The sequence below is a fragment of the Enterovibrio norvegicus FF-33 genome, assembly GCF_000286835.2.
Lineage (GTDB): Bacteria > Pseudomonadota > Gammaproteobacteria > Enterobacterales > Vibrionaceae > Enterovibrio > Enterovibrio norvegicus_A.
The window spans coordinates 1-12,079 of the sequence record NZ_AJYD02000013.1 but is presented as its reverse complement, the minus strand read 5'-3'; the positions used below and the strand labels follow the sequence as shown (position 1 = coordinate 12,079).

At 47.2% G+C, this 12,079-nt stretch carries 9 protein-coding genes; 8 read left to right on the top strand and 1 reads right to left on the bottom strand.

The window, feature by feature from the left end; translation table 11 throughout:
- From A1OO_RS02480 to A1OO_RS02445, 8 genes are read left to right on the top strand one after another with little or no spacing between them, the layout of a single operon-like run.
- On the top strand, positions 1–1,029 hold the full coding sequence (locus tag A1OO_RS02480; protein ID WP_016961762.1) for an ABC transporter permease: 1,029 nt from the start codon (positions 1–3) through the stop codon (positions 1,027–1,029).
- Entirely contained in the window at positions 1,029–1,994 is a 966-nt protein-coding gene (locus A1OO_RS02475; RefSeq protein ID WP_016961763.1) for an ABC transporter ATP-binding protein, read from the top strand. The genes A1OO_RS02480 and A1OO_RS02475 overlap by 1 nt, the downstream gene beginning before the upstream one ends.
- A gap of 30 nt (positions 1,995–2,024) precedes the next feature.
- A complete protein-coding gene (locus A1OO_RS02470; RefSeq protein WP_016961764.1) occupies positions 2,025–3,014 on the top strand; it encodes an ABC transporter ATP-binding protein in 990 nt (329 codons plus the stop codon).
- Positions 3,015–3,042: 28 nt separating this feature from the next.
- On the top strand, positions 3,043–4,746 hold the full coding sequence (locus A1OO_RS02465; RefSeq protein WP_016961765.1) for a glycoside hydrolase family 9 protein: 1,704 nt from the start codon (positions 3,043–3,045) through the stop codon (positions 4,744–4,746).
- A complete protein-coding gene (locus tag A1OO_RS02460; RefSeq protein WP_017004553.1) occupies positions 4,739–5,617 on the top strand; it encodes a BadF/BadG/BcrA/BcrD ATPase family protein in 879 nt (292 codons plus the stop codon). Before A1OO_RS02465 ends, A1OO_RS02460 begins: the two co-directional genes overlap by 8 nt.
- A 3-nt stretch (positions 5,618–5,620) precedes the next feature.
- Positions 5,621–7,537 (top strand): beta-N-acetylhexosaminidase, encoded by a 1,917-nt coding sequence (locus A1OO_RS02455; RefSeq protein ID WP_016961767.1) that lies wholly within the window; start codon positions 5,621–5,623, stop codon positions 7,535–7,537.
- Positions 7,538–7,576: 39 nt separating this feature from the next.
- On the top strand, positions 7,577–9,982 hold the full coding sequence (locus A1OO_RS02450) for a GH36-type glycosyl hydrolase domain-containing protein (protein ID WP_017004552.1): 2,406 nt from the start codon (positions 7,577–7,579) through the stop codon (positions 9,980–9,982).
- A 57-nt stretch (positions 9,983–10,039) separates the two neighbouring features.
- Positions 10,040–11,452 carry a phosphoglucomutase/phosphomannomutase family protein gene (locus A1OO_RS02445; protein WP_016961769.1) on the top strand — a complete coding sequence of 471 codons (1,413 nt, stop codon included), beginning with the start codon at positions 10,040–10,042 and terminating at the stop codon, positions 11,450–11,452.
- An 86-nt stretch (positions 11,453–11,538) separates the two neighbouring features.
- Here the strand turns inward: A1OO_RS02445 and A1OO_RS02440 are convergent, their stop codons facing one another.
- Positions 11,539–11,829, bottom strand: coding sequence for an MliC family protein (locus A1OO_RS02440; protein ID WP_016961770.1), 291 nt, complete (start codon positions 11,827–11,829; stop codon positions 11,539–11,541).
- Between the last annotated feature and the right edge of the window lie 250 nt (positions 11,830–12,079).

The window sequence follows — 12,079 nt, the reverse complement described above, 5'->3', positions numbered from 1 at the left end:
ATGAAAGACTTATTCAAAATTATTCGCGGTAATACGAAAGCCTTCGTTGGTGTCATCTTGATTGTGACATTCGTATTGATAGCACTTTTTGCACCTGTTCTATCAAAATATGACCCGCAAAAACGAACAGGTAACCCTCACGAATATCCATCAGTGCTTGTGAAAATTGCACAAGCAAGCCCTGATGGTTGGGTGGCAGAGAATCTCACTGACAATACACGACGCCTTCGTATCTCTAAAGATGCCGATCATGTCATGGGTACAACACGTTTGGGTCGCGACATCTGGTCTCAAGTTGCGCATGGTGCGCGTACCTCACTAATGGTTGGTTTCACCGCAGGTATTTTCGTCTGTGTCGTCGCCACTATTATGGGTATTTCTGCAGGTTACTTTGGTGGCCGTGTCGACAACATATTGTCCGGCGCGATGAACGTCATGCTGGTTGTTCCGCAACTCCCCGTCATCATGGTTATTGCAGCATTTGTGGGTCAGGCAGGTCCACTAACCATTGCCTTGGTCATAGCCTTCACCTCCTGGGCTTGGGGCGCCAGGGTAATCCGCTCCCAAACGTTAGCTATTCGTGAAAAAGAATTTGTCAAAGCCGCAGAAGTACTCGGCGAGTCAAAACTTCGCATCCTGTTTGTTGAAATTCTGCCAAACCTGCTTCCTCTGGTAGGCGCTAGCTTCATCGGCTCCGTGATGTACGCCATCCTTGCGGAATCTGTACTGTCTTTCATCGGCATGGGCAGTGCAAATACGGTCAGCTGGGGCAGCATGCTTTATAGCGTTCGTACTTCATCAGCCATGCAACTTGGCATCTGGTGGGAAGTTCTCGCGCCTTGTTTAGCCCTGACGCTACTTTCATTGGCACTGGCTCTTGTTAACTTTGCAGTTGATGAAATTGCCAACCCACAGCTACGTGCACAAAAAGGCATGAAACGCTGGAAGAAAGTACAAGAAGAAGAAAAGAAAGCCCGTGAACAGGCTGATGTTGCTACACAAACTCCAGTATTGAGCGGAGAAAAATAATGACTGAAGCACAACTATCAATCCGCAACCTTTGTGTTGACTATATTACCGATGCGGGCGATGTCCGTGCGGTAAACGATGTAAGTTTCGATATTGGTAAGGGCGAAGTATTTGGTCTAGCTGGAGAGTCTGGTTGCGGTAAGTCAACCGTCGCATTCTCCCTAATGCGTCTTCATAAGCCGCCAGCCTATATCAGTGGTGGACAAGTATCCTTCAATGGCGAAGACATCATGAAGTACAGCGACGAGCGTATGAACCGCTTTCGCTGGAAAGAAATGTCCATGGTATTCCAATCTGCCATGAATGCCTTGAACCCTGTTTTAACGATGGAAGAGCAGTTTTGTGACGTAATTATGCGCCACACAAACATGACACGCGATCAAGCAAAAAATCGCGCTGAAGGTCTATTAGAAATCGTCGATATTCACCCAAGTCGTTTAAGCGATTACCCACACCAATTCTCTGGCGGTATGCGTCAACGTTTGGTTATCGCGATTGCATTGGCTCTGAATCCAAAAATGATCATCATGGATGAGCCAACAACCGCTCTAGACGTGGTTGTACAGCGCGAGATCTTGCAAAAGATCCACGCACTGAAAGAAGAATTTGGTTTCTCAATTCTGTTCATCACCCATGACTTATCTCTGATGGTCGAGTTCACGGATCGCATCGGCATTATGTATGCGGGTCAGCTGATCGAAGTGGCACCGTCAAAAGAGATTCTGAAGACGCCATACCATCCTTATACCGAAGGTCTGGCAAGCTCCTTCCCTGCACTTACCGGTCCGAAAACACACCTAAAAGGTATTGCGGGTAATCCACTTAACCTGCTCGAAATACCGCAGGGTTGTCGCTTCCAAGCTCGCTGTAGCAAGGCGACAGACAAGTGTTTCAACGTGGCAAACACCTTGACTCAGATCGAGGCGACCCGTTTCACCAACTGCCACCTGTTTACAGGTAAGTAATTCGGCTATTTGCGACTTGTAGGAGTGAGCATGACTAAAGAATTAGGCCAACCAATTGTTGAAGGGAAAAACCTGGTAAAGGACTTCCCTGTTAGCAGCAACACGCTGAATAAGCCTTTGATGCGCGCACTGAATGATGTGTCATTCAAACTGTATAAAAGCCGCGGTCTATCTGTGGTTGGTGAATCAGGTTCTGGTAAATCAACTACGGCAAAAATGATTGCAAAGATGTATGCGCCAACGTCCGGAAGTATCGAATACAAAGGCCGCGACATCAGCACCATTACCAAGAGCCGCGATCTGATGACCTATCGCGAAGGCATTCAGATGGTATGGCAAGACCCGTTTGGCTCTTTGAACCCAACGCATAATATTTTTCACCATATTGAGCGCCCGCTGCGAATCCACAAAAAAGCGAGCAGCAACCCGAAAGAGCTGGAAGAACAGGTGTATGAATTGCTGAATCAGGTAGGGCTAACCCCACCGAAAGAAACAGCACAGAAATACCCTCACCAGCTATCTGGTGGTCAGCGTCAACGTGTCAATCTTGCACGAAATCTGGCTGTAGGCGCAGAAGTAGTGTTGGCAGACGAACCAACTTCAATGCTCGACGTTTCTATTCGCGCAGGTGTTTTGAACCTGATGGAAGAAATGAAATTCGAGAAAGAAATGGCATTGCTATACATCACGCATGACATCGCGACCGCTCGCTACATCGCTGAAGATCTAGCGGTTATGTACGTGGGACACATGGTGGAATGGGGTGACTGTGAAGAGATCATTCACCAGCCACAACACCCTTACACCAAGCTTCTCGTTTCTGCAGTGCCGGATCCGTCCAAGTCAATCCACCAGCAACTGGAAGGAAACAAAGGCGAAATCCCACTCTGGACACCAGATTCAGTCGGCTGTCCATTTGCTGGCCGATGCCTGCATGTGACAGATAAGTGTCGTGAGAAATTGCCAAGCGTCACCAAGCTGGCTGATAACCACTTCGTTCGCTGCTACCTGTTCGAATAATCTTCGAATACGTGTTTTAGGAGGTAAAATGCAGCTGTTGACCAATCATATCGGGTACGAACGCTTAGGCCACAAATCGGCGCTAATCCTTGCGGATCACGCTTTGTCTGAGACGCTTGCCGATATAGTGGATTGTCAGACTGGTCAATCCGTGATGCAGCTGCCTGTTTATGCTCGTGGTTCAGTAGACCAATGGCATTCCGGCGACGTCTATCAGCTAGACTTCTCCGCTCTGGATCAGAGCGGAGAGTTCTGCATCAAAGTTGGGGACACTACGTCTCCAGCTTTTTCGATCGCTGACGGCATACTGTTTGATCGCACTTTTTCTGATGTGATCCACTACTTCAAATCCCAGCGTTGTACAGGCACTTTTGATCAACACGATCGTCAAGCGCCATTGTTAGGCTCTGAACGTCGCATTGATGTTCGCGGCGGTTGGTATGATGCGTCAGGCGACGTCAGCAAATACTTCAGCCACCTTTCTTATTCTAACTATCTAAACCCACAGCAAATTCCCATGGTTGTTTGGAATATGCTGAACTCTTTAGAAACACTAAATACCGAATTGGTCCCATTTTCTAAAACACGATTGCATGACGAAGCCTTGTTCGGCGCAGATTTTCTCGTTCGCATGCACGACGCCGACGGATATTTTTATCTGACAGTGTTCGATAAATGGAGCAAAGACCCAGCGCAACGTGAAATATGTGCATATGAAACACAGCTGGGTAACAAGACCGACGCGTTTCAGGCAGGTTTCCGCCAAGGCGCAGGTGTGGCTATCGCGGCACTCGCTGCCGCTGCTCGTTTGGGCATCAATGGCGAATATGATGTCGAAACCTACCGGAAGACAGCTGAAACAGGCTACTGGCACCTAAAGGAAAACAATCGCGCTTACCTGGACGATGGTCAGGAAAACACCATCGACTTTTACTGCGCATTATTAGCGACAACCGAGTTATTCAAGCTCACTGCCAGTCAGTCATACCTAGAAGAAACTCGTTACTGGGCTTCGAAACTGGCAGAGCAACAACAGAGTGACGACCAAGTATCACATTTTTGGTCAGCCAACGCCGATGGCTCTCGTCCTTATTTCCATGCCGCAGAGGCCGGGTTACCCGCCATTGCACTGATGCAGTATCTCGCCATTGAAACTGATGCAGCATTGAAAGCGAAGTTTGAAATCATCTTAGTTAATGCGCTCAACTTTGAATTGCAGATTACCAATGAGGTCAACAACCCATTTGGTTACCCGCGCCAGTACATCAAAAACGTTGACGCCGATAAACGCACCAGCTTTTTCATTGCCCAGCGCAATGAAACGGGCTACTGGTGGCAAGGTGAAAACGCACGACTTGGTTCACTAGCAGCCATGGCTTACATGGCAACGAATTACGTATCTGACTCTGAGCTGAAAAAGCAGCTACGCCAATACGGTCAACATGCCTTGAACTGGATTGTGGGTCTCAACCCTTACGATATGTGCATGCTCGACGGTCATGGACGTAATAACCCAGACTATCTGCCAGAGCTTGGTTTTATCAATGCCAAAGGCGGTGTCTGTAACGGCATTACTGCAGGTTTTGATAATGAGCATGACATCGCCTTCAAACCGGAAGGTCAGAAAGACGACATGCTACAAAACTGGCGCTGGGGCGAGCAGTGGATCCCCCACGCAGCTTGGTATCTATTAGCTATCGCCATGCAGAAAAAGGACCTAGTCAATGGTTAAGTATTTCTGTGGTGTGGATGGTGGTGGCACGTCATGCCGTGCGCGAATCGTTGACGAACAAGGCCACTTTCTCGGCGAAGCAAAAACAGGCAGTGCCAACATTTTGCTTGGTGTCGAATTGGCAATGGCCTCAATAGAAGACGCTATTTCCCAAGCTGCTCATCAAGCAGGTATTTCTGATCTATCTGAAATTTCTGTCGGTCTTGCATTGGCTGGCGCAGAGCAAAAATCAGCATGGCTAGATTTCATGTCTCTCCCTCAACCTTATGGACATTTCACGTTGAACACCGACGGTTACGGTGCCTGCATAGGCGCATTCAGCGGTGAAAACGGCGCGATTGTCATTGCCGGAACAGGGTCTGTGGGTATCTACCTGGAAAATGGTAACCAACATGTTGTGGGAGGCCGAGAGTTTCCTATTTCAGATCAAGGCGGCGGCGCAGTCATGGGCTTACGTCTAATTCAACAAACCTTATTGGCGCATGATGATCTGCGCGCCACTTCCTCGCTATCAGAGTATGTACTCACCCACTTTGATCACGATCTCGATGCCATCGTTAGCTGGTCTAAAACGGCCAAACCTCGTGATTATGGGCAGTTCAGTCCAAAAATCTTCGAATTAGCAATGCAACGAGACGAACTTGCCATGGAGTTACTCCAAGGCTCAGCCGACGATGTCGAGCGCCTGATCCTCGGTCTTAACCGAAAAGGTGCTAAACAGATCGCGCTAATGGGCAGCATTGGTGAACGTATTGTTTCCTGGTTATCTCCCGCAGCTCAAGCCTTGTTAGTTCAGCCCAAGGCGGATGCTATGGCCGGCGCCATATTGATGGCAAGCGGCGATCACAACCTTTATCCGTTTCCGAGGTAAGCCATGAATTTTCGCCTAGATCTCAATGTTATCGATGTTAAGCCAAATGAAAGCCGTTTTGCATTGGTGCTGCATAATTTATCTGAATCCAACATTGAAAACTGGCAGCTAACCTTCAGCGTTAGTCGCTATGTCCAACCTGCCAGCGTGTCTCACGGTACGCTCAAGCAGATTGGCAGTTTATGTGTATTTGAAACAGGCGAGCCTCTCAACGCAAACGCGCATCTGTATCTTGAATTTAGCCATACAACAAAGCCTTTCTCGATGCATGATGAGGGCATTGCCGATGCATGCCTGATGGTTACAACAGACAAGGGCGTCACCGCATGCCCAATCGAAACAACGGTTATCAACTTAGGTGCTCAAACACTCGAGCGTATACCGCTTTGTTTGCCTGAGGCAAAAGCCATCAATCTCATCCCTCAGCCTAAAGCGCTGGTGATGACGCAAGGTCAATTTTCGATTGCCGATGATTGTGCTGTCGCAAGTGACAGTGATATCAATAAACCTGCCGCATTATGGCTAGCTCAAGAGTTATCGACACATCTTCGCGGTGATATATCCGTCAAGCAAGAAGGCCAAATTCGCCTCGTGTTTGATAATACTCTACCAGCATCACATTACCGTGTGAGTGTAAAACCACAGGGCGTGACGATTACCGCGTCGAATGAAAGTGGGTTCGCTCATGGTGTTTCCACCGTGCTGCAACTTTTGCCGAACAACGCATCTCATCGTCATTATTCTGCTTACAACCTGCCTTGTGTAGAAATTGAAGATCATCCTCGCTTTGCCTATCGCGGCATGATGTTGGATTGCGCTCGCCATTTCCATCCCTTGCATCGCGTCAAAGATCTTATCAACCAAATGGCACGTTACAAGTTCAACCATTTTCATTGGCACCTAACCGATGATGAAGGCTGGCGTATTCAAATTGATGCTTTCCCTGAGCTCACGGAAATTGGCGCTTGGCGCGGACCTTTCGAAACCATAGAGCCGCAATATACGTCATTGTCGAAAATCCACGGTGGTTTCTACACCAAAGAACAAATTCGAGAAGTGGTTGCATTCGCGGCACAACGAGGCATCACTGTCGTCCCTGAAATTGATATTCCTGGGCACAGTCGCGCCGCCATCAAATCCTTGCCACACATTTTGATGGAAGATGCCGATGCCTCTGTATATCGCAGCATCCAAAACTATTCCGACAATGTGCTAAATCCCGGTCTCAAAGGCACTTACACCTTTATCGAGACCGTGCTAAATGAAGTCTGTGAGCTTTTCCCTGGCGCATTCGTTCACATTGGTGCTGATGAGGTCCCAGACAATGTCTGGAGTGAAAGCCCATCTTGCCAAGCAATGATGAAAACCCATGGCTACAGCAGCAGTAAAGAACTGCAAGGCCACCTTTTGCGCCACGCAGAAAACTTCCTCAGCACCAAAGGTAAACAAATGTTTGGCTGGGAAGAAGCCGTGTTTGGCGACAAAGTCAGCAAAGACACCGTTATCTTCTCTTGGTTGAACGAAAAGTCAGGTCTCGAATGCATTCGCAACGGCTATGACGTTGTATTGCAACCAGGCCAAGAAACCTATCTAGATATGGCTCAGGACTTCTCTGCTGATGAGCCGGGAACAGACTGGGCCTGCAAGATCCCGCTTGAAAAAGCGTACCACTATGAACCCTTTGCCAACTCAAACGTCACCTCAAAAGAGTTTGAGCAAGTCAAAGGCATTCAATGCGCACTCTGGTGCGAAATGACCAACACCCAAAGTCGCTTCGAGTACATGCTCTACCCTCGCCTTTTAGCGATCGCAGAAGTGTGCTGGAGCGCCAAGGAACAACGAGATTGGGCAGATTTTCAAGCCCGCCTAAACGGACAACTGCAGTACCTAGATCGTCTAGGTATTAACTATCGTCGGTAATTACTTCAATTTTTTGAGATTTGTAGAAGGATACACGCCATGAAATACGGCTACTTTGATAACGATAACCGAGAGTATGTCATTACTCGTCCTGACGTACCGGCGCCGTGGACTAACTATTTGGGTACTGAAAAATTCTGTACCGTGATTTCACACAACGCAGGTGGTTATTCTTTTTATCAAAGCCCTGAGCACAACCGTGTCACTAAGTTCCGTCCAAACGGCACGTTTGACCGCCCAGGACACTTTGTTTACTTACGCGATGATGAAACAGCAGATTACTGGTCAATCTCTTGGCAGCCAGTAGCAAAAAGCCTTGAAGAAGCGTCTTATGAGGTTCGTCATGGCCTGTCTTACTCTAAATTCAAGTGTGAATACAAGGGTATTACAGCAACCAAAACACTGTTTGTACCAAAAGGTGAAGACGCGCAACTTTGGGATATCACCATAAAGAACGATGGCGATAAGCCTCGTACTATCAGCGCATTCTCTTTTGTTGAGTTCTCATTCAGTCACATCCAATCTGATAACCAGAACCATCAGATGAGCTTGTACTCTGCTGGTACATCTTATGAAGATGGCGTGATTGAATACGATTTGTATTACAACACCAACGATCACGATGGCTTCTACTACATGGCTTCTAGCTTTGAACCTGATAGCTACGAAGGCCAACGTGACAGCTTCTTGGGCATGTATCGTGACGAAGCGAATCCTATTGCGGTTGAAAAAGGGCGCTGTTCTAACCACGTTCAAACCTGCTACAACCATTGTGGTTCACTGCACAAGCAATTCGTTATCCAACCCGGTGAAGAAGTTCGCTTCGTTTACATCCTAGGTGTTGGTAAAGGCGAAGGCCAACGCCTGCGTAAGAAGTACCAAGATCTTGCTAACGTTGACGCTGCATTTGCTGGCATCAAAGAGCACTGGGATACGCGTTGTAACAAATTCCAAGTATCTTCACCGAACGAAGGTCTAGATACCATGATCAACGCATGGACGCTTTACCAAGCAGAAACATGTGTGGTTTGGTCTCGCTTTGCTTCTTTCATCGAAGTCGGCGGTCGTACTGGCCTCGGTTACCGTGATACCGCACAAGATGCGATCTCGGTCCCTCACTCAAACCCAGAAATGACACGCAAACGCCTTGTGGACCTTCTCCGTGGTCAAGTAAAAGCCGGTTACGGTCTGCACTTGTTCGATCCTGATTGGTTCGATCCTGAAAAAGCAGATGTTCAACCATCCAAATCGCCAACAGTCGTTCCAACGCCTAGCGATGAAGACAAGATCCACGGCATTGATGACACCTGTTCTGATGATCACCTATGGATCGTTCCAACGATCATTAAGTACGTCACCGAGACGGGTGAAGAAAGCTTCCTTGATGAAGTCATTCCCTATGCAGATGGCGGTAACGCTACTGTTTATGAACACATGAAAGCAGCATTGGATTTCTCAGCAGAATACGTGGGTCAAACCGGTATCTGTAAAGGTCTTCGAGCAGACTGGAATGACTGTCTTAACCTAGGCGGCGGCGAATCAGCAATGGTGTCTTTCCTGCACTTCTGGGCACTACAAGAATTCATCACGCTAGCAAAACACAAAGCGCAAGACGCTGACGTTCAAAAATACACAGAAATGGCCGCTAACGTGCGCGAAGCATGTGAAAAACACCTTTGGGACGAAGAGGGTGGTTGGTACATCCGTGGTCTAACCAAAGATGGCGACAAAATCGGTACTGCACAACAAACTGAAGGTCGTATCCACCTAGAGTCAAACACGCTAGCAGTGTTATCTGGAATGGCATCACAAGATCGCGGCGAGCAAGCGATGGACGCTGTCGATGAAAACTTATTCTGTGAGTATGGTCTTCACCTGAACTCACCGTCGTTCTCAACGCCAAATGATGACATTGGTTTTGTTACACGTGTTTACCAAGGCGTAAAAGAAAACGGCGCTATCTTCTCTCACCCAAATCCATGGGCATGGGTTGCTGAAGCGAAACTGGGTCGTGGTGACCGTGCAATGAAGTTCTACGATGCACTAAACCCGTACAACCAGAACGACATGATTGAAAAACGTGTTGCAGAACCGTACTCCTACGTCCAGTTCATCATGGGTCGTGACCACGAAAACCATGGTCGTGCAAACCACCCATGGCTAACGGGTACTTCTGGCTGGGCATACTTTGCCGTTACCAACTTCATTCTTGGTGTACAAGTTGGCTTCGACGGATTGAGCGTTAATCCTTGTATCCCAACTGAATGGCCAGGTTTCGACGTAAGCCGTGAGTGGCGTGGTGCGACTTACCAAATCAAGGTAGAGAACCCGAACGGCGTGAGCAAAGGTGTGAAAACCATTACCTTGAATGGCGACATCGTGACAGGTGCTATCCCAGCACAAGCTGAAGGCTCTGTGAACGTTGTTAACGTTGTCATGGGCTAAATAAAAAAGGAGGGCACTTTGCCCTCCTTTTTTTTCGTTTTAGAAAGGAGTTCTACCATGATTCAATTTGGTACCGGCGGATGGCGAGCCTTCATTGGTGAAGAATTCACCAAAGACAACGTACGTTTAGTTGCACAGTCACTAGCAAACATCATGATCACTGAGAATGCGTGTGAGCCGGGTTTCGTTATCGGATATGATCGCCGTTTTTTATCAGATAAAGCGGCAGCTTGGTTTGCAGAAGTGCTTGCTGCTAATGGCATTACTGTCAGCTTTATCAACAAATACGTTCCTACACCTATCGTGATGTTCAAAGCGAAGGAAATGGAAACGCATTATTCTGCGTGTATTACCGCATCTCACAACCCAGCTGATTACAACGGTATCAAAGTCTTCATTCAAGGCGGTCGCGACGCTGATGAAATTATCACCGCGAAAATCGAAGAACAGGTCAACACACTTCAACTTAGTGACGTGAAATCGATAGATTTTGAAGATGCAGAGACTCAAGGGCTAATCAAAATCATCAACCCGATGAACGAATTCGTTGACTCGATCATCGATTTCATCGATATCGAAGCCATCAAGGCCGCAAACTTACGTGTTTTGATTGACCCAATGTTTGGTGTTGCTAAGAATGCGCTTCAAACTGTACTTATCTCCGGTCGCTGTGACGTTGACGTGATCAACGATGGCGCCAACCCAGGGTTTGGCGGTGTCATGCCATCACCCAATGCCGCTACGCTTTACCGCTTGAAGCACTTGGTTGCTCATGAAGGTTATGACATTGGCATCGGTACAGATGGAGATGCAGACCGTCTCGGCATTATTGATGAGAAAGGCAACTTCATCCATCCAAATGAAGTCCTACTGCTTTTGTATTACTACATGCTGGAGTACAAAGGCTGGAAAGGTTCAGTTGTACGAAATATCGCAACAACACATCTGCTGGACAAAGTTGCTGCCGACCATGATGAAAAGAGTTTTGAAGTGCCTGTTGGCTTCAAGCACATCAGTTCACAAATGGACGCGGATGATTCTCTGATCGGTGGTGAGAGCTCAGGCGGTCTAACTATCCGTGGTCATATCAAAGGTAAAGATGGCGTATTTGCATCAAGCCTACTGGTTGAAATGATCAGTGTGACAGGTAAAAAATTGTCTGAACTGCTTGATGAAATCTACGGTAAGTATGGCTATGCCTACACTGCAGAAGGTGACTGCACCTTTAAGGCATCTCAACGCCAAGAGCTTTACAACAAGATCTACGTTGAAAAAGCGCTGCCAGAATTTGCCTATGAAATAGAAAAAGTTAGCTATGCTGACGGCTTAAAAGTTTACTTCAAAAACGGAGGCTGGGCACTGGCTCGCTTCTCCGGCACTGAGCCTTTACTTCGCATCTTCGTAGAGTGGGAAGATAAAGAATCAGCAGAAGCTTTGGTTAATCAAATTAAAGCCTTTTTGTACGTTTAGTATAAAGAGCGAGCCGTATGACAACGGGTTGGTTTATTTGAACCAAACTGGCTTACAAAAAAGGGGTAGCTTTCGCTACCCCTTATCTATCTCACCAATACACAGTCTCGCAACTGGCTGTCTCCCCAAACCAGCATGGCTTCTTGGCCTTTAGTATACAGCCCAAATTTCTTATCTTCAGACTCCCACTGAGCACCAGATGCAGATCGAATCCTCGGCAATGAACGTTCTTCATTGTTAAATTGCACAATCGCCTTATCAGACATAACCATTGCATCAAACGTTTGATGACTCTCACACGTATACAGATGCGGCAAGGAAGTGCTGCATGCTGATAAGAGCAACGAAACCAGTATAGCGCCAATAAATTTGTTCATTTAACCCCCTCACTGACGAATTCAAATACATCATTTCATGCCACCTTATTGCTAACTGTTTACAGTGTCACAGAGCAAATATCTTATTGGGGAATAAACACGAAATAATTGTCAGGCATTGAAGTGGGGAATAACTGACCACCAAATACATTCAGGTCAGTGGTCTATAACTATGAATTAAAAACGCAAAAAGGCCACCCGATCGGGTGGCCTTTTTGTTTTTCTTTTTGCCTTCATCTTTTTCTTAAAA

What these genes read in the sequence shown, in the direction of transcription:
- A1OO_RS02480 (WP_016961762.1), top strand. Translation starts at nt 1, where the DNA reads ATGAAAGACTTATTCAAAATTATTCGCGGTAATACGAAAGCCTTCGTT.
- A1OO_RS02475 (WP_016961763.1), top strand. Translation starts at nt 1,029, where the DNA reads ATGACTGAAGCACAACTATCAATCCGCAACCTTTGTGTTGACTATATT.
- A1OO_RS02470 (WP_016961764.1), top strand. Translation starts at nt 2,025, where the DNA reads ATGACTAAAGAATTAGGCCAACCAATTGTTGAAGGGAAAAACCTGGTA.
- A1OO_RS02465 (WP_016961765.1), top strand. Translation starts at nt 3,043, where the DNA reads ATGCAGCTGTTGACCAATCATATCGGGTACGAACGCTTAGGCCACAAA.
- A1OO_RS02460 (WP_017004553.1), top strand. Translation starts at nt 4,739, where the DNA reads ATGGTTAAGTATTTCTGTGGTGTGGATGGTGGTGGCACGTCATGCCGT.
- A1OO_RS02455 (WP_016961767.1), top strand. Translation starts at nt 5,621, where the DNA reads ATGAATTTTCGCCTAGATCTCAATGTTATCGATGTTAAGCCAAATGAA.
- A1OO_RS02450 (WP_017004552.1), top strand. Translation starts at nt 7,577, where the DNA reads ATGAAATACGGCTACTTTGATAACGATAACCGAGAGTATGTCATTACT.
- A1OO_RS02445 (WP_016961769.1), top strand. Translation starts at nt 10,040, where the DNA reads ATGATTCAATTTGGTACCGGCGGATGGCGAGCCTTCATTGGTGAAGAA.
- A1OO_RS02440 (WP_016961770.1), bottom strand. Translation starts at nt 11,829, where the DNA reads ATGAACAAATTTATTGGCGCTATACTGGTTTCGTTGCTCTTATCAGCA.